This window comes from Mycolicibacterium baixiangningiae (genome assembly GCF_016313185.1).
Taxonomy (GTDB): Bacteria; Actinomycetota; Actinomycetes; order Mycobacteriales; family Mycobacteriaceae; genus Mycobacterium; species Mycobacterium baixiangningiae.
In genome coordinates, this window is sequence record NZ_CP066218.1 from 3,579,059 (window position 1) to 3,602,648 (window position 23,590).

The window sequence follows — 23,590 nt, forward strand, 5'->3', positions numbered from 1 at the left end:
CGTCAGTCTACGCACGACCCCCGGGTTCAGTCGCGGCGAGACTGGTACACGTCGGGCACTCCGTCGCGGTCCGTATCGGCCGTCTCCTGCTCCCAAACGGCCCGGTAGTGACGGTTGCGGACCCTCAGCAGCACGGCGGCGAGCAACGCCGCGACCAGGGACCCGGTGAGGACCCCGACCTTCACAAAATCGTCACGATCGGACCCGAGGCCGTAGGCGAGGTCGCCGACGAGCAGCGACACCGTGAAACCGATCCCGGCCAGCATCGCGACCCCGAACACGTCGACCCACCGCAGCGCCTCGTCGAGGCTCGCGCGTGTCACCGCCGCCAGGATCCGGGTGGTGAGAAAGATCCCAACGGGTTTGCCGATCACCAGCCCGCACACGATGCCCAGGGTGACGGGGTCCGAGATCGCCCGGGTGAAGCCGTCCGGGCCGCCGATGGCCACCCCGGCGGCGAAGAACGCGAACACGGGCACCGCCACACCGGCCGAGATCGGGCGCAGGCGGCGTTCGAAGTGCTCGGCCAGCCCAGGACCCGCCTCCGGTCCCCCGGCGGCCGCGGTGCGCACCACGGGCACCGTGAAACCGAGCAGCACGCCGGCGACGGTCGCGTGCACGCCGGACTCGTGCATCAGCACCCAGGTCGCGACGGCCAGCGGGATCAGCAGCCACCACGAGCGGATCCGGCGTTGCACACAGAACGCGAACACCGCCAGCGGGACGACCGCGAGCCCCAGGGCGACGAGGTTGATCTCCTCGGTGTAGAACACCGCGATGACGGTCACCGCCAGGAGATCGTCGACGACCGCGAGGGTCAGCAGGAAGGTCCGCAGCGCGGTGGGCAGGTGCGTCGAGAGCACCGCGAGCACGGCGACCGCGAACGCGATGTCGGTCGCGGTCGGGATGGCCCACCCGCGGAGCGCGCCGTCGCCGGCGGAAGCGGCGAACGCCACGAAGACCAGCGCGGGCACCACCATCCCGCCGACCGCGGCGGCGATCGGCAGCGCCGCCCGGGCGGGATCGCGCAGATCACCGGCGACGAACTCGCGTTTGAGTTCCAGACCCACCACGAAGAAGAAGATGGCCAGCAGCCCGTCGGCCGCCCAGGTGCCCACGCTCACGTCCAGGTGCAGCCCGAACGGCTCGGCACCGATGTGCGCGTCGCGCAGCGAGAAGTAGGCGGCCGACCACGGCGAGTTCGCCCACACCAGCGCAACGGTCGCCGCGGCGAGCAGCACCGCCCCGCCGACGGTCTCCCTGCGCAGGATCTCGGCGATCCTGCTGGACTCCGCCCAGGTGCCCCGCTCGAGCAGGGCGCGGCGGGTGCGGCGGAAGGGTGCAGATGCCAATGGGAGGCCTCGACAATCGGTTGCGTGTTCACCTCAGGGTTGCCACCCCGGCCGACCAGACTTCCCGGCTCACCGGGACTACACCCTACGTCGGATTCGAGGCGCGTTCACCGTGGGCGTGCGCCAGGCGGTCGAGGACGCACGTCACGTACAGCGCGGTCGCCAGCCCCGGTTCGGTCAGCGACCGGTCCAGGGTGCGGGCCACCTTCTCCAGGCGGTAGATCAGGGTGTTGCGATGCACGTGCAGGCGATCGGCGGCCCTGGTGGCATTGAACGCGCTGTCCCCCCAGGCGATCAGCGTGTCCCGCAGCGCGTCCCAGTCCCGGTCGGCGAGCAGCGGCCCGAGCAGACCTTCCGTGAGACGGCGCCGGGAGTCGATCGGGACCACCGACAGTGCCTGGTGCAACCGCACCTCGTCGATCGGGTGGATCCGGACGCCGGGTTGCGCGCCGGGACCGACCTGCATCGCGTCGTAGGCGTCCCGCGCCGAGATGTTCAGCGCGGCGATGCCGGACGCGGGCGACCCGATCGCTGCCCGCAGCAGCAGCCCGCGGTCCGCGGCGGCGGTCAGCAGCTCACCGCAGCGACCGCGCAGCGAGGGGCTGGCTGGACCGTCGGGGGTGGCCAGCGCGACCACGGTCCGCGAAAGCGGGGCGACGAGGTCGTCGTCCGAGTCGAACACGCGCCGGATCAGACGGCTGATGTCGTCGGAGCCGATCTCGCGGTGCCACGCGTCCTGGTCGTCCCACTGGATCAGCACGACCCGGCGCGGCAGTGTCAGGTCGTGCCCGAGAGTGCGGCCGCGGCGCAGCAGCCGAGCCGTCGGCACGCGGGAGTGGTGCCACTCGCAGATCTCGGCGAGCAGTTCGGTGGTGGCGCGTTCGCGGGTCATCCGCAGGCCGATGCGCGCCGCCTCCTGCATCAGGATCTCGGTCTGGCGCTTCACCAGGAGCCCGAACTGCTCGACCTCGTCGGGTGGCCCGGACAGCCCGATCGTGCCGACCACGCGGTCGTCGGTCACCAGCGGAATCGTCACGCCCGGCAGGGTCCCGACGAGTCCGCGGACATCGTCGCTGGAGTGTGCGATCGTGCGCCGGCTGCGGATCACCTCGACCGATGCCTCGTGGAACTGCCCGACCCGGGATCCGTCGCCGCTGCCCAGGACGATGCCGTTCTCGTCGGTGATCAGCACGTTGCGGCCGATCACGTCGGTGATGTCGTCGGCGATCTGCTGCGCCAGCGCGTTCCCGAGCATCCGCATCCCCTTTTTGGGCATTGTGCCTATCTCAGCCCTGCCTGGTGGGTGAAGACTAGCGTCTTTGCCTAGTGACCACCGTCACGACCGCTCCATACGATGAGGTGGTCGTCGAAAGGACACCCCCATGACACCCCTCGACTGGGTCCTGCTCGCGGGCTACTTCGCGCTGCTGATCCTCATCGGCGTCCAGACCATGCGCCGGGTGAAGAACCCCGACGACTTCGCCGTCGCGGGCAACCGGATCGTCTGGCCCGTCTTCTTCGGCAGCCTCGCCGCGGCGTTCCTCGGCGGCGGCGCGTCGATCGGCATCGCCGGCGCCACGATGCGCGACGGCTACGTCTACATGTTCGCGTTCTGCGCGTTCGGGATCCAGACCCTGCTCGTGGGGTGGTTCATCGCGCCCCGCCTCAAGCACTACCGCGGTGCCCACACCGTCGGTGACGTGATGGCCGAGCATTACGGCAAGCCCACCCGGATCGTGACCGGGGTGCTGTCGGTCGCACTGTGCGCGGGCATCCTCGGGGCCCAGGCCCTGGCGATCGGCACGATCGTCAACGCGACCCTCGACGTCCCCACGGTGCCCGCGGTGATCATCGGTATGGGCATCGTGGTGCTGTACTCGGCGTTCGGCGGCGCCTGGGCGGTGATCCAGACCGACATGCTGCAGTTCGTCTTCCTCGGCGTGTTCCTCCCGGTGGCACTGTTGATCGGGTTGAACGCCGTGGGCGGGCCCGGCTCGCTGCTCGACCGGGTCCCCGCCGATCACCTCTCCCTGCTCGGTGACTACACCCCGCTGACGTTCCTCACCCTGTTCGTCGCCTTTCTGCTCGGCGAGACGCTGGTGCCGCCGTACGCCCAGCGCACGTTCTCCACACCCGACTCCCGCCACGCCCGAATCGGTTTCACCATGGCCGGGATCTTCTCGTTCTGCTTCTACTTCGTCGCGGCGTCGATCGGCCTGATCGCGCTGGTGCTCTACCCCGACATCGAGACCGACCAGGCGCTGCCCACCGTCGTGATGAACCTGATGCCCATCGGCATCCTGGGTCTGGTGGTCGCCGCCCTGCTCGCGGTGGTGATGTCCACGGCGAGTTCGTATCTCAACTCGACGGCGGTCGTGCTGACCAAGGACGTCTACCAACCGTTGCGGAAAACGCCGGTCACGCCCGCGCGGCGACTGACCATCGAACGCGTCACCAGCGTCGTGGTGGGTGCGGCGGCCACGACCTTCGCGCTGAGCGTGCCGTCGATCGTCGACGCCCTGCTCTACAGCTACACCCTGTGGGCGCCCACGATCATCGTGCCGCTGATCGGGGCGGTGATGTTCGGGGTGCGGTCCGCCCCGGCGGCGCTGGCCGCGATCGCGGTGGGCGCTCTGGTCACCGCCGTCTGGCAGTGGGGACTCGACGCGCCGTTCGGCCTCGAGGACGGGCTGATCCCCGGTGTACTGGCCAACCTCGTGGTGTTCGTCGGCGTCGCCGCGGCCACCGCACACCGCTACCCCCGGCGGCGCCAACCCGCCCTCGTCGCGCAAGGAGAGCCCGCATGATCGCCACCCTTCTCTACTACGGAGTGCCGACCGCGGTCATCGCGGTCACCCTGTGGACCGGCTTCCTCGGCTGGCGGTTCTACGTCAAAGAGGTGTTGCACGACAACGATGCCGACACCCCCGGAGATGCCCGATGAGGGTCGCCGTCATCGGGGCCGGCGTCGTCGGCGTGGCCACCGCGCACGCGCTGGCCGAACGCGGACACGAGGTCGCCGTCTACGACCGCCGCACCGAGATCGCATCGGACACGTCGGCATCCACCGGTGGTCTCATCGCCCCCGGGCACTCCTACGCCTGGGCCTCCCCGAGCGCACCGGTCATGCTGATGCGCTCCCTGCTGGGCGCCGACACGTCGATCCGGGTCAGACCGCGCGCCGACGCCGCGTTGATCCGGTGGGGCCTGCGCTTCCTGCGGGAGTGCACACCGGCGCGGTCGCGAACCAATACGCTCGCCAAGTTCGCGCTCGCCGAGTACAGCCAGCGCCTGACCGACGAGGTCGCCGCCCGCGAGGGCATCGAGTTCTGCCACACCGACCGCGGCGTGCTGTACCTGTACCGCGACGAATCGGAATTGGCTGCCGCCGAACGCAAATCAGCGCTACTGCGGGAGCACGGCCGGGTACAGAAGACCCTGACGCCCGACGAAATCGCCGCGGTGGAACCCGCATTGGCACACGGCCGCAACGGATTCGCCGGGGCCATCCACGACGTGACGGACGCCAGCGGTGACCCGCAACGCTTCGCCGCCGGGCTCGCCGAGGCGTGCCGCCGGCTCGGCGTCGAATTCCACCTGGGCACCGACGTCACCGGCATGGTCACCGACGGCTCCAGGGTCACCCATGTCAGCACGCCCGACGGGGACATCCGTGCCGACGCGATCGTGGTGGCCGCCGGTGCCGCCAGCCCGCTGCTGACCCGCACCATGGGCGTGTCGATCCCGGTCTATCCAGCGAAGGGATACTCGATCACCGCCCCCGTCAAGGATCCGGCCCGTGCCCCGCGACTCGGAGGCATCGACGAACGCACGCTCGTCGCGTGGTCGCCCTTCGGCGACGAGATCCGGATGTCGGCCACCGCCGAATTCGTGGGCTACGACCGCAGTTTCACCCCGGCCGACTTCGCGGGCATCCTCGCTGCCGGCGAAGAGCTGTTCCCCGGTGTCGTCGACTGGGACAACGCCCACTACCGCACCGGGTTGCGCCCGATGACCCCGGACGGGCCGCCGCTGATCGGCCCGGGAACCCACGAGAACCTCTACTTCAACACGGGGCACGGCCACATCGGCTGGACGATGGCCTGCGGGTCGGCGCGCATGCTCGCCGATCTGATGGAGGGCCGCCGCCCCGACATCGATCCCACTCCGTATGCCCCCGTGACGCACCGCCGCCACCCCCGCTGAGGATCGCTCAGCGGGTCAGCACCGCCACACATTCCACGTGGTGGGTGAGCGGGAACGAGTCGAAGACCCGTACCTCCTCGACCGTGTAGCCGGCCCGCAGGTACAGCCCGACGTCGCGCGCGAAAGACGCGGCTTCGCAGCCGATGTGGATTATTCGCGGCACACCCGCGGTGCTGATCAGGTCGATGATCTCGCGGCCGGCGCCCGCGCGCGGCGGGTCGAGCACCGCCACGTCGGCGGCGCGACGCTCGGCCGACAATGCCCGGCGCACCGAATCGGTGACGACGGAGACCTGACTCAGGTCGGCCAGCGCGGCGCGCGCCGACCGGCCCGCCGCCCGCGAGGTGTCCACCGTCAACACCCGGCCACCGTCGCCTACCTGCTCGGCCAGCGCCGCCGCGAAAACGCCTGCGCCCCCGTACAGATCCCACGCCGTCTGCCCCGGCTGCAGCGCGGCCCAGTGGGCGACCAGCTCGCTGTAGCGGCGCGCGGCGTCGCGATGGGCCTGCCAGAACGCGGTCACCGGCACCCGCCACGTCCGTTGCCCGATGCGCTGGGTCGCCTCGTAGCTGCCCGACACCACCGTCGTCGGTGCGCCCCGGCCCGTGCGCGGGCCACTCTGCACCACGTGGCGGGCGCCGTCGTCGTCGAGCACGACGTGGACATGGGCACCCGGCGGGAATCGCCACAGATCCACTTCGTCGAGCAGCCCGGGCGGCAGCTGCGCACAGCGCAGATCGGTGACCAGGTCCGCGCTGTGATAGCGGTGGAAGCCGGCCGCGCCGTCGGCACCGGTGTCCAGCCGGACCCGGGTACGCCAACCCGTCGCCGCACCGTCGCCGATGGCTTCGGCGCTCGCCTGGTCCTCGTCACACCACTGGTATCCGCCCAGTCGGGCCAGCTGATTGGCGACCACGGCGCCCTTGAGCCGCCGCGCTCCCTCCGGGGTGACGAATGCCAGATCGCAGCAGCCGGCCCCGTCGACACCGGCGATCGGGCACAGCGAGGCGATGCGGTCGGCGGATGGCTCGAGCACCTCGATCACGTCGGCGTGCCAGTAGGAGCCGCGGTCGGACTGCACCCGCACCCGCACCGTCTCCCCCGGCAGCGCATGGCGGACGAACACCACACGGCCGTCGTGGCGCGCCACGCAACTGCCGCCGTTGGCGGGTGGGCCGGCCTGCAGAGTGAGTTCCTGGGGCGTATCGGATTCGCTCACTCCAGGAAACCCCTTCGGGCGTCGCCCGGTGCCGACTGCGGTTCCAGGGTCTTGAGCCGCTCGGAGGAATTCAGCTGCCACGGCACCGAAGTCACCATCACGTTCGGCATGAAGAGCAACCTGCCCTTGAGCCGCAGCGCGCTCTGGTTGTGCAACAACTGTTCCCACCAGTGGCCGACGACGTATTCCGGGATGAACACGGTGACGACCGTACGCGGGGATTCCTTGGTGACCCGCTTCACGTAATCGAGCACCGGACGGGTGATCTCGCGGTAGGGCGAGGCGATCACCTTCAGCGGCACGGTGACGTCGCTGTCCTCCCACTGGTGCACCAGCGCACGCGTATCGGCGTCGTCGACGCTGACGGTGATGGCCTCGAGCACATCGGGCCGGGTGGCGCGCGCGTAGGCCAGCGCCCGCATGGTCGGCAGATGCAGTCTGGACACCAGCACCACCGCGTGGTTGCGGCTCGGCAGCACGATGTCCTCGCCCTCTTCGGCCTCTTGCTGTTCGAGTTCGCGCGAGACCGTGTCGTAGTGCTTGCGGATCGCTTTCATCAGCGCGAACAGACCCGCCATGGCCAGGATCGCGATCCACGCGCCCGCGACGAACTTCGTCACCACCACGATGATCAACACGGTTCCGGTGCACGACAACCCGATGCCGTTGATCACCCGGGACCGGACCATTCTGCTGCGCACCATCGGATCGGTCTCGGTGCGCAACAACCTGGTCCAGTGCCTCACCATGCCGACCTGGCTCAACGTGAACGAGACGAACACCCCCACGATGTAGAGCTGGATCAGCGCGGTGACCTGCGCCTGGAAGGCCACGACGAATGCGACCGCGGCCAGCGCCAGGAACAGGATGCCGTTGGAGAAGGCCAACCGGTCACCGCGCGTGTGCAGTGCGCGCGGCAGGTAGCGGTCCTGGGCGAGAATCGAACCGAGCACGGGGAACCCGTTGTACGCCGTGTTGGCGGCGAGAACCAGGATGAGCGCGGTGACCCCGGCGATCAGGTAGAGCCCCAGCGGGAAGTTGTGGAAGACGGCGTCGGCGAGCTGGGCGATCAGCGTCTTCTGCTCGTAGTCCGCCGGCGCCCCGACGAGCTGTTCGGCCGGGCGATCGGCGATCTTCACCCCGGTTTCCTTGGCCAGCATGATGATTCCCATGAACAGCGACACCGCGACCACCCCCAGCAGGAGCAGCGTGGTTGCGGCGTTGCGGGACTTGGGTTTGCGGAACGCCGGCACGCCGTTGCTGATGGCCTCCACACCGGTCAGCGCCGCGCAGCCGGAGGAGAATGCGCGCGCGATCAGGAACACCATCGCGAAGCCGAGCACGTCCCCGTGCTCGGAGTTGACGGTGAAGTCGGCGGATTCCGCGCGCAGCGGCTCGCCGAGGACGTAGATCTGGAACATCCCCCAGCCCAGCATGATGTACATGCCGATCATGAAGGCGTAGGTCGGAATCGCGAACGCGGTACCGGATTCGCGGATGCCGCGCAGGTTGATCGACGCGAGCAGCAGGATCGCGGCCACCGCGAAGAGCACCTTGTGCTGTCCGATGAACGGCACCGCCGAGCCGATGTTCGACATCGCCGACGACATCGACACCGCCACGGTCAGTACGTAGTCCACGAGCAGGGCGCTGGCCACCGTGAGGCCGGCGGTGTTGCCCAGGTTGGTGGTGACCACCTCGTAGTCACCGCCGCCCGAGGGATAGGCGTGCACGTTCTGCCGGTAGCTCGCGATCACGATGAGCATCACCCCGGCCACCGCGAGGCCGATCCACGGCGTCATCGTGATCGCCGACATACCGGCGATCGACAGCACGAGGAAGATCTCCTCCGGCGCGTACGCCACCGATGACAGCGCATCGGAGGCGAAGACCGGCAGCGCCACCCGCTTGGGCAGAAGCGTGTGGGACAACCGGTCGCTGCGGAACGGCCGCCCGAGCACGAGCCGCCGTGCCGCGGTTGAAAGCTTGGACACGAGGTCCAAGGGTATGCCCAGTGGCGTATGGCTGTAGCGTTCCGGTTGCGGAGATTCGCTACTGGCTTGACAGCGGCACTGCCGAAAGGAACCGCACGTGCGTGTAGTGGTGATGGGGTGCGGTCGGGTGGGGGCATCCCTGTCCGACAGCCTGTCGCGGATCGGCCATGACGTGGCGGTCATCGACCGGGACAGCACGGCCTTCCACCGGCTCAGTCCCGAGTTCGCGGGCGAGCGGGTGTTGGGCATGGGGTTCGACCGCGACGTGCTGTTGCGCGCCGGTATCGAAGAGGCGAGCGCGTTCGCGGCGGTGTCCTCGGGCGACAACTCGAACATCATCTCCGCGCGTGTCGCACGCGAGACGTTCGGCGTGGAGCGCGTGGTGGCCCGCATCTACGATGCGAAACGCGCCGCCGTCTACGAACGTCTCGGCATCCCGACCGTCGCCACCGTGCCGTGGACCACCGACCGGTTGCTCAACGTGCTGACTCGGGAGACCGAGACCACCAAGTGGCGGGACCCGTCGGGCAACGTCGGGGTGGCCGAGCTTCCGCTGCACGAGGATTGGGCCGGCCACCGGGTCACCGAACTCGAGGCGGCCACCGGCGGGCGGGTGGCGTTCCTCATCCGCTTCGGCAGCGGGTTGCTGCCGGACCCCAAGACCGTCATCCAGGCCGGCGACCAGGTGTACATCGCCGCCGTGGCCGGTCACATCGCGGAGGCGATGGCGATCAGTGCGTTGCCGCCCAGTGAGGACGACTCGTGAAAGTAGCCGCTTCGTGAAGGTAGCAATCGCCGGGGCCGGTGCCGTCGGCCGATCGATCGCGCGCGAACTCCTCGAGAGCAATCACGAGGTGACCCTGCTCGAACGCAATCCCGACCATGTCGACATCGACGCCATTCCGGCCGCGCACTGGCGGCTCGGAGACGCCTGCGAGATCTCGGTGCTCGAATCGGTGCACCTCGAGGAGTTCGACGTCGTCATCGGCGCCACCGGCGACGACAAGGTCAACGTGGTGGTCAGCCTGCTCGCCAAGTCCGAGTTCGGGGTCGCCCGGGTGGTCGCCCGCGTCAACGATCCGCGAAACGAGTGGCTGTTCGACGAGAACTGGGGCGTCGACGTCGCGGTGTCGACCCCGCGGATGCTGGCCTCCCTGGTCGAGGAAGCCGTCGCCGTCGGTGATCTGGTGCGGCTCATGGAGTTTCGCAAGGGTCAGGCCAGCCTCGTGGAGATCACGCTGCCCGACGACACACCATGGGGCGGAAAGCCCGTCAAACGCCTCGAACTGCCGCGGGATTCAGCGCTGGTGACGATCCTGCGCGGCTCACGGGTGATCGTGCCCGAGGCCGACGAACCACTCGAAGGGGGCGACGAGCTGTTGTTCGTGGCGTCCACCGACGTCGAGGACGAGCTGAGTCGCCTGCTGTTGCATCCCAAACAGCGTTGAGCGCTGCCGGCGTCAGTCGGTTCTGGTGTCGGTGGTGGTCGGCTGCTGCGTCGGCGCGGCGGCCTGCGCGCCCTGCAGGGCGCGCTGGACGCTCCGGATGGCGAAGTACGTGACGACGGCCGCGACAGCGGTCAGGGGCCACCCCATCGCGATGCGGGCGAAGCCCAGCCAGCCGGTCTGGTCGGCGTCGTAGAGGTGCTGTTGCACGACGAACCGCGACAGGAACACAGCCACCCACGTCACCGTGGCGATGTCGAACGCCCGCACAGCGCCGCGCATCCGGCGCCAGTCGTCGCTGTGGCCGTTGAGCCAGCCCCAGATGTAGCCCACCACGGGACGCCGGATCAGCACCGACAGCGCGAACACACTGGCCCAGAACAGCGACATCCAGATGCCGAGCAGGAAGTAGCCCTTGGACTCGCCGACGAGATAGGCGATGACCGCGCTGATTCCGACGCCGATGAACCCCGATATGGCGGGCTGGATGGTGTCTTTGCGCACCAGTCGCCACACCAGGATGAGCGCAGCCACACCGAGAGCGGCGGCGATCGCGGGGACCAGGCCCGCGATGGAGGAGACGGGGACGAACACCAGGACGGGCAGCGAGGAGTAGATCAGGCCGCTGACGCCGCCCATCTGCGCGAGGATCGCCTGCGCGCCGTTCGGCTTCTCGTCCTCGGCGGTCTTCTCGGGTTCGAGGCCCGTCACTTCTGGATTTCGTAGTGCGGGTTGTAGATCGCCTTCGTCCCGTTCTCGAGCTTGCCGACCCGGCCGTGCACCCGCAGCGTCCGTCCGGACTCGATGCCGGCGATACGGCGCTGACCGAGCCACACCAGCATCACCGAATCGGTGCCGTCGAACAGTTCGGCGCGGACCCCGCCCGCACAGGTCTTCGAATTCGTCTCCACGCTGCGCAGGGTGCCGACCATCGTGACTTCCTGCCCGCGCCGGCAGTCGATTGCCTTCTGGGCGCCGGAGTGGGCGGCTTCGTCGCTCAGCTCCTCGACGTCGAGTTGCTGTGGGTCCTCCGTCAGACGCCGGGTGAGTCGACGCAGATACCCTTCGGCCGTGGCCATGGCCTCTCCTGACATTTCGCAGATCCACCGTGGACCCGCTGTTTAACCAACGCCACGGTAGACCTGTTGGTTCCCTAATGCCATGCGGGGTGACCGTGCCGCGCCGATCTAATCCTGCCCTGTTTGACGGGCAGTGCACGATCGTGTGATGGCGGTCGATCTGCGCGGTGTGACGACGGTGCTGTTGCCCGGTACGGGTTCCGACGACGACTACGTCTACCGGGCGTTCTCGCCGACCCTGCACGAGGTCGGCGCGGTCGTCGTCACCCCGCGCCCGCAACCGCAGCGCCTCATCGCCGGATACCGCGACGCGCTCGACGAGGCCGCCGCGGGGGGACCCGTCGCGGTCGGTGGGGTGTCGATCGGCGCGGCGGTCGCGGTCGAATGGGTGTTGGCCCATCCGGGCGGCGCGGTCGCGGTGCTCGCGGCGTTGCCCGCGTGGACCGGACCACCGGTGACGGCGCCTGCGGCGATGACGGCGCGCCACTCGGCACACGTGCTGCGCCGCGACGGGCTGGTGGCCGCGACGGCGCAGATGCGTGGGTCGAGCCCGCGCTGGCTCGGCGACGAGCTGACCCGGTCCTGGGTGGCACAGTGGCCGGCGCTGCCCGACGCCATGGACGAGGCGGCCGGATACGCCGCGCCGACGTGCGCCGAACTCGAGACGCTGACGGCCCCGATGGGCGTGGCGGCCGCGACCGACGACCCGGTCCATCCGCTGGAAGTCGGGATGGAATGGGTGTCGGCGGCCCCGCGCGCCGCGCTGCGGACGGTCACCCTCGCCGACATGGGTGCCGATCCCGCGGTGCTGGGGGCGGCATGCCTCGCGGCCCTGGCCGAGGCCGGCGAGCGGGTGCTCTAGCCGCCGGTGATGGTGCGGAGCTGCTGCATCGCCGACCCCTGCGCGCTGCGACGGGCCGCGGGCTCCGGAGGTGCTGGCGGCGCCTGCTGCTGGTCCGGCTGCTGGCCCTGTTGTGCGGCCGCTGCCGACCGCAGCTGGGCCGCCATCGGCTCCGGCAGCTCGACCGGCAGCGGGGTGCGCACAGGCAGCGGGGTATCGCCGCGGCGGACCACGGTGTCCCGCAGGGCTTCTCGCGCTTCGCGTGTGAGGGCGTCGATGCTGTCGGCGACGCCGTTGACCACGCAGCGGATCATCCAGCGGTACCCGTCGATACCGATGAACCGGACCATCCCCGATGCCGTGCCGACCACCTCGCGGCCCCACGGGCCGTCCTGGATGCTCACCGATGCGCCGTCTTTGCGCAGCGAGTCGGCCAGCTCGCCGGCCACCTCGCGCCACAGCCCGGCGGATTTGGGCGCCGCATAGGCCGCGACGGTGAACCGCCCGTTCGGGGTGACGACCCACACCGCGCTGGGCACACCCGTCTCGTTGAGTTCGACCTGCACCTGCCCGGCCGCCGGCATGGGCACCAGCACCGAGCCGAGATCCAGCCGGCCCTGAGCGGCCACCGCCGGATCGTCGAAGTCGTCGATGTCGAACGGGCCGTCGAGTTCCACCTCGCCGGGCTGCTCGACAGTGGTGCCGGCGACCGGCTCCTGGGCCGGCTCACCGATCTCGCCGTTGCTCTTACGTTTTCCGAATGCCATCACAAACTCGCATGTCCGCCGGAGGAACCGTGGCCGCCATCGCCACGGGTGGTCTCGGCCAGTCCGGCTTCGTCGAACGACGTCACCTCGACCAGCTCGGGTAGTTCGACCCGCTGCACGAGCAGCTGGGCGATGCGGTCCCCGCGACGGATGACAATAGGCGCGCGCGGATCGAGGTTGATCAGTGACACCTTGATCTCCCCCCGATAGCCGGCATCAATCGTCCCCGGGCTGTTGACGATCGAAAGCCCCACGCGCGCAGCCAAACCCGACCGCGGATGAACCAGGCCCACCATGCCGTACGGAATCGCCACGGCTATCCCCGTCGGCACCAACGCCCGCTCCCCCGGAGCCAGTTCGACATCGCAGGCGCTGAACAGGTCGACGCCGGCGTCACCGTCGTGGGCCCTGGCGGGCATCGGTAGCTCGCGGTCCAGACGCAGGACCGCCAGAGAGGTGGACACGACGTCACAGATTACTCTGAGGCGCGTGTCCGATACGCGCGCAACCACCCAAACGGTGCGCTACCGCGAACGGCTCTCGGTGCCGTGGTGGTGGTGGCTGCCCGGACTCGGGCTGGCGGCACTGATCGCCTACGAGGTCAACATGGGTATCGAGGGCCTGCCCGACTGGGCGCCGTACGCGGTGCTGCTTCCGGTCGCGGCGGTCGTCCTGGCGTGGTTCGGCAGAGCCGAGATCCGCGTGGTCGCCGGCCCGGAGGGCGAAACCGAACTGTGGGTCGGCGCCGCGCACCTTCCGGTCAGCGTCGTGGCCAAATCGGCGGAAGTACCCAGGACGGCGAAATCCGCGGCGCTGGGCCGCCAACTGGACCCGGCGGCTTATGTCGTGCACCGGGCCTGGGTGGGCCCGATGATCTTGCTGGTCCTCGACGATCCCGAGGATCCCACGCCCTACTGGCTGGTCAGCACCCGTCATCCCGAACGGGTGCTGTCCGCGCTCGGCCGCTGACCCTCAGGCCGCGCAGTCCGAGCAGATCAACATGCCGTTCTTCTCGCTGGCGAGCCGGCTGCGGTGGTGCACCAGGAAGCAACTCGAGCAAGTGAACTCGTCGGCCTGCTTGGGGACCACCCGGACGGACAGTTCCTCCCCGGACAGATCCGCGCCGGGCAGTTCGAAATTCTCGGCGGTGTCCGACTCGTCGACGTCGACGACCGCCGACTGCGCCTCGTTCCGCCGTGCCTTGAGTTCCTCGAGCGAATCCTCGGAGACATCGTCGGTCTCCGTACGCCGCGGGGCGTCGTAGTCGGTAGCCATCGTGTTGTCCCCTCCGTGTGCCTGTGCAGCAGTGCTTTGTACCAGCGTCGAACGCATTCCCCAAATGATTCGTGCCCGTTGCTCGCTCCGAGCGTCTGTGATTTGCATCACATTCGTGGGTTTCGCAGGTGCGCACCGCGGACGACGAGTGCCGCGGCGGGCTCTAGAGTGCATGCGTGGTCTCCACCATCACCGAAGGCACCGCGTTCGACAGACACGGTCGCCCCTTCCGCCGGCGCAACTTCGTGCCCGGCCTCCTCGCCATCGGCGCCCTCGCCGTCGTCGCGATGGTGGTGTGGGTGATCGCGCTGAATCAGCCGGTCGACGTCCGCGAGGCCGCGGTGTGCAACCCACCGCCCCCGGCCCCCGCCACCGAACCGCCCCCTCCGGTGCTGGGCGAGCAGGTGACGCGCACCGACATGATCGACGTCACGCCGGCGAAGCTGGCCGACACCAGGATCCGGGTGCTCAACGCGAGCGGTCAGGGCGGTCAGGCCGGTGAGATCGCCGGGGAGCTGCGTGACCTCGGGTTCGCTGCGCCGGAGGCGGCCAACGACCCGATCTACGTGACCGCCCGGCTCGAGTGCCAGGGTCAGATCCGGTTCGGCCCGTCGGGACGCGCCGCCGCCGCAGCGGTGTGGCTGGTGGCGCCGTGCACGGAACTGTTCGAAGACCAGCGTCCCGATCCGACCGTCGACCTGGCGATCGGCACGGAGTTCTCCGAACTGCAGGCCAGCGACGCCATCGACGCGGTGCTGGCGAGTCTGCGCCCGGACGCCACCGCCCCGGCCGATCCCGAGCTGCTCAAGCGGATCCACACCGGCACCTGCTGACGGGTCAGCCGCGCACCCCGGCGCGCCTCAGCGCCTCGTCGAGTGCGTCGGCGATCCCCGGGGCGGCCGCCACGACGAGTCCGGCGCCTCCGACCGGTCCCGCGGTGGGCGGCAGCGACACCGTCGCCCCGGCTTCCGCGGCGACCAGTGCCCCGGCCGCCCAGTCCCACACGTTGACGCCGTCCTCGTAGTAGGCGTCCAGCAGCCCGGCGCCCACCATGCACAGGTCCAGGGCGCAGGAGCCGATCCGGCGCACATCGCGCACGTGGGGCATCAGCTCGACGAGCAGTTCGGCTTGGCGGCGTCGCCGTTCCGGCGCGTAGGCGAACCCGGTGCCCAGCAGGGCCATCGCGAGCCGGTCGGGTGCATTGGCGCGCAGCCGGCGCACCGTGCCGTGGCGGCGCAGCTGTGCGCCGTGTCCGCGGGCGGCGGAGTAGACCGCGTCCGCGGCCACATCGGCGACCGCACCCGCCACCGATTCGCCGTCGCGCTGGACCGCCACCGACACGGCGTAGGCCTCGATGCCGTAGACGAAGTTCACCGTGCCGTCGATCGGGTCGAGCACCCAGGTGAGCTGGCCGGCACCCGCGTCGGCGGCGCCGCCCTCTTCCTCCCCGAGGATCTGCTCACCCGGCCGCCGTTCGGCGAGTCTGTCGCGCAGCAGCCGTTCGGTCTCGGTGTCGACGACGGTCACCGGGTCGGTCGGTGTGCTCTTCGCGCTCACCGCACCGGCCCCGGCATCGCCGGAGGCGCTGAACACTTCGCCGCGCCGCTTCCGCACGAATGCGGCTGCCTCCGCGGCCAACTGCTCGGCCACCTCACGCAACACCACCGGGTCGTCTCTTTGTTCAGCGGCGTCCATGCCGATATCGCATCATGCCGGCGCGGAAATGTCCTCGCCGGTTGCCGACAGCCGCCCGCACTGCACGGGTAGCCACTAGTGTGTGGGGCGCGTACCGCCGGGCCGCCACCGTGAGGAGCTTTGATGACCGCCACCGATTCGCCCGTCGCAGACCCGGGCACCACCGGCGCGTCGGTGCGCCGTGGTTTCGGCATCGACGTCGGAGGCAGCGGCGTCAAGGGCGGCGTGGTCGACCTGGACACCGGGCAACTCATCGGCGATCGTTTCAAGCTGCCCACCCCGCAGCCGGCCACCCCGGACGCCGTCGCCAAGACGATCGCCGCTGTGGTGCGCGAATTCGGCTGGACCGAGAAGCTGGGCGTCACCTACCCCGGCGTCGTCACCAGCGGGGTCGTGCACACCGCCGCCAACGTCGACAAGTCGTGGCTGGGCGTGAACGCCCAGGAGGTCTACACCGCCGCCCTCGACGGGCAGCCGGTCACGGTGCTCAACGACGCCGACGCGGCGGGCCTGGCCGAGGAGCGGTTCGGTGCGGGCAGGGACAACACCGGCGTCATCGTGTTGCTGACCTTCGGCACCGGCATCGGCTCGGCGGTCATCCACAACGGCATCCTGCTGCCCAATACCGAATTCGGTCATCTGGAGGTGGGCGGGCGCGAAGCCGAACACCGTGCCGCGTCGTCGGTCAAGGAACGCAAGGATTGGAGTTACGCCCGCTGGACCGAAGAGGTCACCAGCGTGCTCGTCGCGATCGAGAACGCGATCTGGCCGGATCTGTTCATCGCAGGCGGCGGCATCAGCCGCAAGGCCGACAAGTGGATTCCGTTACTGAAGAACCGCACGCCGGTGGTCGCTGCGGCCCTGCAGAACACCGCCGGGATCGTCGGCGCGGCGATGGCCGCTGCGATGGACGTCACAGCTACCAACCGGTAACCACACCGCCCCGGCTCGCCCGGGGAGCGCGATTTTGCCGCTCGGCACGGCGTGGCCCCGCAGTGTCGTTACAATGGCTGTCGGCGGCCGCCAACCGAATAGCGGCAGATATCCAAGCTGAGATCACGCCGACATTCGACATAGCCGACGTTTCGTTGGCGCCTGATCCCCTGCATGCCTGGGGATCCGGGTGCCCACGGGATCCGTAAGACCGAAAGGGTGTACGTGGCAGCGACAAAAGCAAGCCCGGCGACCGATGAGCCGGTGAAGCGCACCGCTACCAAGACTCCCGCGAAGAAGACCCCCGCGGCCAAGGCAGCGAACGGAACCGCACCCGTCAAACGGGCCGCCAAGGGCACCGCGGCGAAAACCCGCGCCCCGAAGACCGACGGCCCCGCCACCCGCGGCCGCGGCAAGAAGTCCACCGCACCCGAGGCCGGTGCCGCCGACGCCCTCGATGGCGACGATCTGGACGGCGCCGACACCCTCGAGGCCGAACCGGAGATCGACGTCGACGAGGCCGATCTGGAACTCGACGACCTCGACACCGACGATGAGGCCGAACCCGCCGAGGCCGAGGGCGCCACCCCCGCCGTCGTGAAGGGCGGCGCAGTGCCGGCCGCACCGGCCACCGAGGACGAAGAGATCTCCGAGCCTTCCGAGAAGGACAAGGCCTCCGGCGACTTCGTCTGGGACGAGGAGGAGTCCGAGGCGCTGCGCCAGGCCCGCAAGGACGCCGAGCTCACCGCCTCGGCCGACTCGGTCCGCGCCTACCTCAAGCAGATCGGCAAGGTGGCGCTGCTCAACGCCGAGGAAGAAGTCGAGCTCGCCAAGCGCATCGAGGCCGGGCTGTTCGCCACGCAGAAGCTGGCCGAGCTCGTCGAGAAGGGCGAGAAGCTGCCCGTGCAGCAGCGCCGCGACATGCAGTGGATCTGCCGCGACGGCGACCGCGCCAAGAACCATCTGCTCGAGGCGAACCTGCGCCTGGTGGTGTCGCTGGCCAAGCGCTACACCGGCCGCGGCATGGCGTTCCTGGACCTCATCCAGGAGGGCAACCTCGGTCTGATCCGCGCGGTCGAGAAGTTCGACTACACCAAGGGTTACAAGTTCTCGACCTACGCCACGTGGTGGATCCGCCAGGCCATCACCCGCGCCATGGCCGATCAGGCCCGCACCATCCGCATCCCGGTGCACATGGTCGAGGTCATCAACAAGCTCGGCCGCATCCAGCGCGAGCTGCTCCAGGACCTGGGCCGCGAGCCCACGCCCGAAGAGCTGGCCAAAGAGATGGACATCACGCCGGAGAAGGTGCTGGAGATCCAGCAGTACGCGCGTGAGCCGATCTCCCTGGACCAGACGATCGGCGACGAGGGCGACAGCCAGCTCGGCGACTTCATCGAGGACTCCGAGGCCGTGGTGGCCGTCGACGCGGTGAGCTTCACCCTGCTGCAGGATCAGCTGCAGTCGGTGCTGGAGACGCTGTCCGAGCGTGAGGCCGGCGTCGTCCGGCTGCGGTTCGGCCTGACCGACGGCCAGCCGCGCACGCTCGACGAGATCGGCCAGGTCTACGGGGTCACCCGCGAGCGGATCCGTCAGATCGAGTCGAAGACGATGAGCAAGCTGCGCCACCCCAGCCGCTCGCAGGTGCTGCGCGACTACCTGGACTGATCCGTGCCGAAGCGTCCGAAGGTGCCGCCGCAGCGGGTGGTGCGCGCGGTCGATCGGATCCGCGCCGGCCTGCAGCAGCTGCACCGCTCGTCGGCGCCGGGCAATATCGCCCTGCTCGAACTGGCGACCGGCGCCTGGACGACCGCGGCGCTCTACACGGCCGCCAGGCTCGGAATCGCCGACCAGCTGGCGGCGGGTCCGAAGCGTGCCAACGACGTCGCCGCCCGGATCGGTGCGAACCCGGACGGGGTGTACCGGCTGATGCGCGCGCTGGCCAGCCGCGGCGTGCTCACGCAACGCGCCGACGGTTCGTTCGCGCTGACCCGCGTCGGTGAGGCCCTGCGCTCGGACGCCGACGGCTCACTTCGCGACATGGTGCTCTTCATCGGGCATCCGATTCGCTGGGCGGACTGGGGCAATCTCGAACACTCCGTGCGCACCGGCAGCACCGCGTTCTCAGAACTGCACGGCCGGCCGTTCTTCGATTATCTCGAGACCGACCCGGAGTTCGCGGCGGTGTTCAACAACGCGATGACCGCGAGCAGCGGCCTTGCCGACGAGGTGGCACTGGGCGCCTACGACTTCTCGGGGTTCGGTCTCGTGGTCGACGTGGGTGGCGGGCACGGCTCGGTGCTGAGCACGATCCTTCGCAGCGCTCCCGGGGCGCGCGGCGTGCTCTACGACCTGCCCGCGGTGGTGGCGAACGCCGGTCCGACATTCGACGCGGCCGGCGTCGCCGACCGGGCCTCGGCCACCGGGGGTTCATTCATGGACTCGGTGCCCGACGGCGGCGACGCGTATGTGATGAAGAACATCATCCACGACTGGCTCGACGACGACGCGGTGCGGATCCTGCGCAACATCCGGACCGCCATGGCAGCCAACGGCAAACTCCTGCTACTCGAGATGGTGCTGCCCGAGCGCGCCGACGCATTCATCGGACTGCTGCTCGATCTCGAGATGCTCGTCACCGCGGGCGGCCGGGAACGCACCCGCGGCGAGTACGCAAACCTGTTAGCACGGACTGGTTTCCGGCTCACCCGGGTGATCGACACGGTGACTCCCCTGTCGATCATCGAAGCCGAGCCCGTCTGATGGGCGGCGACCGGGCCCATTTCGGATCCGGGTCTGAATTCGAAGCGCTGGTGGGCTATTCGCGCGCGGTGCGTATCGGCGACCAGGTGCTGGTGGCCGGCACCACCGGCGCGGGCGACGACATCGTCACGCAGACGCGAGACGCGTTGACGCGCATCGAAAGTGCGCTCACACAGGCCGGCGCCTCGTTGTCAGATGTGGTGCGCACCCGCATGTTCGTCACCGACATCTCGCGCTGGCGCGACGTCGGGGCCGTGCACGCGGAGGTGTTCGGCGCCGTCCGTCCGGTGTCGACGATGGTCGAGGTCGCGGCGCTGATCTCCCCCGGCCTGTATGTCGAGATCGAGGTCGACGCTCACATCGTGAACGGCGCGAACGTGCCGTCGGGTCCCGGCCGATAGGGTGTGACAGCTCTCACGGCCGCCGCGGGCAGCGGTCCGTACAGGTGCGGGAACTTCATCGCCTCGGGATCCGTTGGAACACCAGGTTCCCAGCGCACCGGGTCAAACAGGCGGTCCGGATCGATGTGGAGCAGCACCAGATCGGTTCGGCCGGCGAAGAGTCGGTTGGCCGGAAGGTGAACCTGCTGGAGTGTCGACAGATGGACGAAACCGGCACTCGCGAGCGAGTCGGGACAGTGTTCGCCGTCGGCTGAAATCGCCTTCCAGTCGTCTGCACTGCACAAGTGCACGAGGACAGGTGGTTTCGGGGTCGAATGTGGGTACATACGTCTAGCCTGCAGGGCCGGCAACCGGAGTTCGCGTGAGACACGACACACCGGTGAACCCCTAGGGAACAAGGCCGGAACCGAATGTGTCTGACAGAGTGAACAGTGAGAGGGCGAACCGCCCGCTCGCAGAAGAGGAAACGGAGGAGCCATGACCGCAACTCTGACCAGCCCCGAACTCACCCGGGCTGATCGCTGCGATCGCTGCGGTGCCGCGGCGCGCGTGCGTGCGAAGCTGCCCTCCGGCGCGGAACTGCTGTTCTGCCAGCACCATGCCAACGAGCACGAAGCCAAGCTGGTCGCGTTGGCCGCGGTCCTCGAAGTGAGCCCCGCCGACGCCTAGTCCACCACGACGATCAGCCATTCTGGGCGTTCACGCCTGTCGTCAGTAATGCTGGTCTGGTCATGACCGACCAGCGCCCGCCGGTAAAGCCGTCCCGCCACCACGTTCGCCATATCGTTGTCCGCACTCTGTCGAAGAGTTGGGACGACTCGATCTTCTCTGAGTCGGCCCAGGCGGCGTTCTGGTGCGCGCTGTCGTTGCCGCCGCTGTTGCTGGGCATGCTCGGCAGCCTGGCCTACATCGCGCCGGTGTTCGGTCCGGATGTCCTGCCGGCGATCGAGAACCAGCTGATCAAGACGGCGGACAGCTTCTTCTCGTCGAACGTCGTCAACGAGATCATCGAGCCGACGGTGCGCGACATCGTCAAGGGTGCGCGCGGCGAGGTGGTGTCGCTGGGCTTCGTGATCTCGCTGTGGGCGGGCTCGTCGGCGATCTCGGCGTTCGTCGACTCGATCGTGGAGGCCCACGACCAGACGCCCCTGCGGCATCCGGTGCGGCAGCGCTTCTACGCGCTGGGGCTGTACGTGATCATGCTGGTGCTCGCGATCGCGACTGCGCCGCTGCTCGTGCTGGGCCCCCGCAAGATCGCCGAGTTCATCCCCGACGACTGGGACGGCGTGCTGGGGTTCGGCTACTGGCCCACGCTCTTCGTCGGCCTGATGGTCGCGATGAACATCCTCTACCGGGTGTCACTGCCCAAACCACTGCCGACACACCGCCTGATCCTGGGGTCGGTGCTGGCGACGGTGGTCTTCCTGGTCACCACGCTGGGGCTGCGGGTGTACCTCACATGGATCACCAGCACCGGCTACACCTACGGCGCGCTGGCGACGCCTATCGCGTTCCTGTTGTTCGCGTTCTTCCTCGGCTTCGCGATCATGATCGGCGCCGAACTCAACGCCGCCATCGAAGAACAGTGGCCGGCGCCGAGCACCCACGCCCGGCGGGTGAGGGGGTGGCTGGAGGGCAAAGCCGCCTCCGGCCCGGGCTCCACGTCCGCCGCGGCGCCGGGCACATCGGACGAGCCGGCTACGTCTTGAGCGCTTCGAATATCCGCTTGCAGTCGGGGCAGACCGGAGAACCAGGCTTGGCCGACTTCGTCACCGGGAACACCTCACCGCACAGCGCGACGACGTGCGTTCCCATCACGGCGCTTTCGGCGATCTTGTCCTTCTTGACGTAGTGGAAGAACTTGGGAGTGTCGTTGTCCGTCCCGTCATCGACACGTTCGTCGGTGTCGGTGCGCTCGATCGTCTGCGTCTGCATGCATACATTGTGCCCGGCAATCAGTCGGTAAGAAATGCGGCGGGCACACCGGACCCGAGGTGTGGAACAGTGGAGGTATGAAACACGGCCCCGAGCTGAGTTTCGACGACGAGGGTCAGCCAGTTCTGATCACCCGTGCTGCTCCGGCGTACGAGGAGCAGCACCGTGCCCGCGTCCGGAAGTACCTGACGCTGATGTCGTTTCGCATTCCCGCCCTCATCCTGGCGGCGGTTGCCTACAGCATCTGGGAGAACGGTCTCCTCTCGCTGGGAATCATCGTGTTGTCGATTCCGTTGCCGTGGATGGCCGTCCTGATCGCCAACGACCGGCCTCCCCGGCGCGCCGAGGAGCCCCGGCGTTTCGACCGCAATCGGCGAATCCCGCTGTTCCCCACCGCAGAACGTCCCGCGCTCGAGTACCCCGTCCGGCCCGCACCGCAACCGGACATCGAGGGCGAGGACGTCGACCCTCCACGCTGACCGTCGCGATCGGCCATTCTCAGCACATTCTCAGGTCGTCACCGAAAAAGCGCTGATCAAGACGTGTGAGACAGGCGATACGTGGGAACTACTCACGGCACTTGAACGTTGAAGCTCATGACAGACCGAGCTGATCAGGAGGCCGTCATGGCAAATGCCACCACAAGCCGTTTCGATAGCGATCTGGACGCTCAGAGCCCGGCCGCTGACCTGGTGCGCGTGTACCTAAACGGCATCGGCAAAACGGCCCTGCTGAACGCCGCGGACGAAGTCGAGCTGGCCAAGCGCATCGAGGCGGGGCTCTACGCCCAGCACCTGTTGAGCACCAAGAAGCGGCTCGGCGAGGCCCGCAAGCGCGATCTGGCTTCGGTGGTACGTGACGGTGAGGCCGCGCGGCGTCATCTGCTGGAGGCCAACCTGCGCCTGGTGGTGTCGCTGGCCAAGCGGTACACGGGTCGCGGAATGCCACTGCTGGACCTGATCCAGGAGGGGAACCTGGGTCTGATCCGCGCGATGGAGAAGTTCGACTACACCAAGGGCTTCAAGTTCTCGACGTACGCGACGTGGTGGATCCGTCAGGCCATCACCCGCGGGATGGCCGACCAGAGCCGCACCATCCGGCTCCCGGTCCACCTCGTCGAACAGGTCAACAAGCTGGCCCGGATCAAGCGCGAGATGCACCAGAACCTCGGCCGCGAGGCCACCGACGAGGAACTTGCCGAGGAGTCGGGCATCCCCGCCGAGAAGATCGCCGATCTGCTCGAGCACAGCCGGGACCCGGTGAGCCTGGACATGCCCGTCGGTAGCGACGAAGAGGCGCCCCTCGGGGACTTCATCGAGGACGCCGAGGCGATGTCCGCCGAGAACGCGGTCATCTCGGAGCTGCTGCACACCGACATCCGGCACGTGCTCGCCACCCTCGACGAGCGTGAGCAGCAGGTGATCCGGCTCCGCTTCGGTCTCGACGACGGCCAGCCCCGCACGCTCGACCAGATCGGCAAGCTCTTCGGGCTGTCGCGCGAGCGGGTCCGCCAGATCGAGCGCGAAGTGATGTCCAAGCTGCGCAATGGCGAACGCGCCGACCGGTTGCGCTCCTACGCGAGCTGAACCACACCCCATCGAACAGTCAATGTGCCCGCCGGGTCACCCCGGCGGGCACATTGTCGTCAACCCCACAACGGGTGAGTGTGTCGTCACCGATGAAGC

28 protein-coding genes are annotated in these 23,590 nt (G+C 68.9%); 16 read left to right on the plus strand and 12 right to left on the minus strand.

Annotation, left to right across the window (positions count from 1 at the left end; translation table 11 throughout):
- Positions 1-26 precede the first annotated feature (26 nt).
- Both nhaA and I7X18_RS16780 read right to left on the minus strand, forming a co-directional pair.
- Complete coding sequence (gene nhaA / locus I7X18_RS16775; protein ID WP_193043192.1) at positions 27-1,352, minus strand: Na+/H+ antiporter NhaA; 1,326 nt, start codon at positions 1,350-1,352, stop codon at positions 27-29.
- A gap of 85 nt (positions 1,353-1,437) precedes the next feature.
- Positions 1,438-2,628, minus strand: a complete 1,191-nt coding sequence (locus tag I7X18_RS16780; protein WP_226862579.1) for a CdaR family transcriptional regulator — start codon at positions 2,626-2,628, stop codon at positions 1,438-1,440.
- 106 nt (positions 2,629-2,734) lie between these two features.
- Here I7X18_RS16780 and I7X18_RS16785 point away from each other — a divergent pair, with 106 nt between their 5' ends.
- Genes I7X18_RS16785 through I7X18_RS16795 form a run of 3 tightly spaced genes read left to right on the plus strand, consistent with a single transcriptional unit; the run spans position 2,735 to position 5,558 of the window.
- Positions 2,735-4,159, plus strand: a complete 1,425-nt coding sequence (locus tag I7X18_RS16785; RefSeq protein WP_193043193.1) for a sodium:solute symporter family protein — start codon at positions 2,735-2,737, stop codon at positions 4,157-4,159.
- The gene (locus tag I7X18_RS16790; RefSeq protein WP_193043194.1) at positions 4,156-4,296 is read left to right on the plus strand and encodes a hypothetical protein; all 141 of its coding nucleotides are present in this window, start codon (positions 4,156-4,158) and stop codon (positions 4,294-4,296) included. The genes I7X18_RS16785 and I7X18_RS16790 overlap by 4 nt, the downstream gene beginning before the upstream one ends.
- Entirely contained in the window at positions 4,293-5,558 is a 1,266-nt protein-coding gene (locus I7X18_RS16795; RefSeq protein ID WP_193043195.1) for a D-amino acid dehydrogenase, read from the plus strand. The genes I7X18_RS16790 and I7X18_RS16795 overlap by 4 nt, the downstream gene beginning before the upstream one ends.
- 7 nt (positions 5,559-5,565) lie before the next feature.
- Here I7X18_RS16795 and I7X18_RS16800 read toward each other — a convergent pair whose 3' ends face one another.
- Complete coding sequence (locus I7X18_RS16800; RefSeq protein WP_193043196.1) at positions 5,566-6,777, minus strand: class I SAM-dependent RNA methyltransferase; 1,212 nt, start codon at positions 6,775-6,777, stop codon at positions 5,566-5,568.
- Positions 6,774-8,780: an APC family permease gene (locus I7X18_RS16805; protein WP_193043197.1), complete on the minus strand. Its 2,007-nt coding sequence runs from the start codon at positions 8,778-8,780 to the stop codon at positions 6,774-6,776. Before I7X18_RS16805 ends, I7X18_RS16800 begins: the two co-directional genes overlap by 4 nt.
- Positions 8,781-8,868: 88 nt before the next feature.
- On the opposite strand from I7X18_RS16805, the gene I7X18_RS16810 reads away from it, so the two are divergent.
- Together I7X18_RS16810 and I7X18_RS16815 are read left to right on the plus strand one after the other, a co-directional pair.
- Entirely contained in the window at positions 8,869-9,537 is a 669-nt protein-coding gene (locus I7X18_RS16810; RefSeq protein WP_193043198.1) for a potassium channel family protein, read from the plus strand.
- Between the two features lie 13 nt (positions 9,538-9,550).
- On the plus strand, positions 9,551-10,219 hold the full coding sequence (locus tag I7X18_RS16815; RefSeq protein WP_193043199.1) for a potassium channel family protein: 669 nt from the start codon (positions 9,551-9,553) through the stop codon (positions 10,217-10,219).
- A 12-nt stretch (positions 10,220-10,231) separates the two neighbouring features.
- Here I7X18_RS16815 and I7X18_RS16820 read toward each other — a convergent pair whose 3' ends face one another.
- A complete protein-coding gene (locus I7X18_RS16820) occupies positions 10,232-10,855 on the minus strand; it encodes a DUF3159 domain-containing protein (RefSeq protein WP_193043957.1) in 624 nt (207 codons plus the stop codon).
- 68 nt (positions 10,856-10,923) lie between these two features.
- The gene (locus I7X18_RS16825; protein WP_193043200.1) at positions 10,924-11,295 is read right to left on the minus strand and encodes an OB-fold nucleic acid binding domain-containing protein; all 372 of its coding nucleotides are present in this window, start codon (positions 11,293-11,295) and stop codon (positions 10,924-10,926) included.
- 148 nt (positions 11,296-11,443) lie between these two features.
- On the opposite strand from I7X18_RS16825, the gene I7X18_RS16830 reads away from it, so the two are divergent.
- Entirely contained in the window at positions 11,444-12,157 is a 714-nt protein-coding gene (locus I7X18_RS16830) for an alpha/beta hydrolase (protein ID WP_193043201.1), read from the plus strand.
- Here I7X18_RS16830 and I7X18_RS16835 read toward each other — a convergent pair.
- Together I7X18_RS16835 and dut are read right to left on the minus strand one after the other, a co-directional pair.
- Positions 12,154-12,903, minus strand: coding sequence for a DUF3710 domain-containing protein (locus I7X18_RS16835; RefSeq protein WP_193043202.1), 750 nt, complete (start codon positions 12,901-12,903; stop codon positions 12,154-12,156). The two genes, I7X18_RS16830 and I7X18_RS16835, sit on opposite strands and share 4 nt — an antisense overlap.
- A complete protein-coding gene (dut, locus tag I7X18_RS16840; RefSeq protein WP_193043203.1) occupies positions 12,903-13,367 on the minus strand; it encodes a dUTP diphosphatase in 465 nt (154 codons plus the stop codon). Before dut ends, I7X18_RS16835 begins: the two co-directional genes overlap by 1 nt.
- A gap of 25 nt (positions 13,368-13,392) precedes the next feature.
- Between dut and I7X18_RS16845 the strand changes: the two genes are divergently transcribed.
- On the plus strand, positions 13,393-13,872 hold the full coding sequence (locus tag I7X18_RS16845) for a DUF3093 domain-containing protein (protein WP_193043204.1): 480 nt from the start codon (positions 13,393-13,395) through the stop codon (positions 13,870-13,872).
- A gap of 3 nt (positions 13,873-13,875) precedes the next feature.
- Here I7X18_RS16845 and I7X18_RS16850 read toward each other — a convergent pair whose 3' ends face one another.
- Positions 13,876-14,178, minus strand: coding sequence for a DUF4193 domain-containing protein (locus I7X18_RS16850; RefSeq protein ID WP_193043205.1), 303 nt, complete (start codon positions 14,176-14,178; stop codon positions 13,876-13,878).
- 176 nt (positions 14,179-14,354) lie between these two features.
- Between I7X18_RS16850 and cei the strand changes: the two genes are divergently transcribed.
- Complete coding sequence (cei, locus tag I7X18_RS16855) at positions 14,355-15,011, plus strand: envelope integrity protein Cei (protein WP_193043206.1); 657 nt, start codon at positions 14,355-14,357, stop codon at positions 15,009-15,011.
- A 4-nt stretch (positions 15,012-15,015) separates the two neighbouring features.
- On the opposite strand, the gene I7X18_RS16860 is transcribed toward cei, so the two are convergent.
- Positions 15,016-15,873: an inositol monophosphatase family protein gene (locus I7X18_RS16860; protein WP_193043207.1), complete on the minus strand. Its 858-nt coding sequence runs from the start codon at positions 15,871-15,873 to the stop codon at positions 15,016-15,018.
- A 123-nt stretch (positions 15,874-15,996) separates the two neighbouring features.
- Between I7X18_RS16860 and ppgK the strand changes: the two genes are divergently transcribed.
- The 4 genes from ppgK (at position 15,997) to I7X18_RS16880 (ending at position 19,970) form a co-directional block, all read left to right on the plus strand.
- Entirely contained in the window at positions 15,997-16,806 is an 810-nt protein-coding gene (gene ppgK, locus I7X18_RS16865; RefSeq protein WP_193043208.1) for a polyphosphate--glucose phosphotransferase, read from the plus strand.
- 225 nt (positions 16,807-17,031) lie between these two features.
- Complete coding sequence (locus I7X18_RS16870; RefSeq protein ID WP_232375258.1) at positions 17,032-18,474, plus strand: RNA polymerase sigma factor; 1,443 nt, start codon at positions 17,032-17,034, stop codon at positions 18,472-18,474.
- A gap of 3 nt (positions 18,475-18,477) precedes the next feature.
- A complete protein-coding gene (locus I7X18_RS16875) occupies positions 18,478-19,569 on the plus strand; it encodes a methyltransferase (protein WP_193043210.1) in 1,092 nt (363 codons plus the stop codon).
- Entirely contained in the window at positions 19,569-19,970 is a 402-nt protein-coding gene (locus I7X18_RS16880) for a RidA family protein (RefSeq protein ID WP_193043211.1), read from the plus strand. The genes I7X18_RS16875 and I7X18_RS16880 overlap by 1 nt, the downstream gene beginning before the upstream one ends.
- On the opposite strand, the gene I7X18_RS16885 is transcribed toward I7X18_RS16880, so the two are convergent.
- Complete coding sequence (locus I7X18_RS16885) at positions 19,925-20,296, minus strand: DUF952 domain-containing protein (RefSeq protein ID WP_193043212.1); 372 nt, start codon at positions 20,294-20,296, stop codon at positions 19,925-19,927. The two genes, I7X18_RS16880 and I7X18_RS16885, sit on opposite strands and share 46 nt — an antisense overlap.
- A 151-nt stretch (positions 20,297-20,447) precedes the next feature.
- On the opposite strand from I7X18_RS16885, the gene I7X18_RS16890 reads away from it, so the two are divergent.
- Positions 20,448-20,639, plus strand: a complete 192-nt coding sequence (locus I7X18_RS16890) for a DUF7455 domain-containing protein (RefSeq protein WP_193043213.1) — start codon at positions 20,448-20,450, stop codon at positions 20,637-20,639.
- Between the two features lie 62 nt (positions 20,640-20,701).
- A complete protein-coding gene (locus I7X18_RS16895; RefSeq protein WP_193043214.1) occupies positions 20,702-21,679 on the plus strand; it encodes a YihY/virulence factor BrkB family protein in 978 nt (325 codons plus the stop codon).
- Here I7X18_RS16895 and I7X18_RS16900 read toward each other — a convergent pair.
- Positions 21,669-21,905, minus strand: coding sequence for a DUF3039 domain-containing protein (locus I7X18_RS16900; protein ID WP_193043215.1), 237 nt, complete (start codon positions 21,903-21,905; stop codon positions 21,669-21,671). The two genes, I7X18_RS16895 and I7X18_RS16900, sit on opposite strands and share 11 nt — an antisense overlap.
- Positions 21,906-21,982: 77 nt before the next feature.
- Between I7X18_RS16900 and I7X18_RS16905 the strand changes: the two genes are divergently transcribed.
- A complete protein-coding gene (locus I7X18_RS16905; RefSeq protein ID WP_193043216.1) occupies positions 21,983-22,384 on the plus strand; it encodes a DUF3099 domain-containing protein in 402 nt (133 codons plus the stop codon).
- Between the two features lie 147 nt (positions 22,385-22,531).
- Positions 22,532-23,491: a sigma-70 family RNA polymerase sigma factor SigB gene (sigB, locus tag I7X18_RS16910; RefSeq protein WP_193043217.1), complete on the plus strand. Its 960-nt coding sequence runs from the start codon at positions 22,532-22,534 to the stop codon at positions 23,489-23,491.
- The last annotated feature ends 99 nt before the right edge of the window (positions 23,492-23,590 follow it).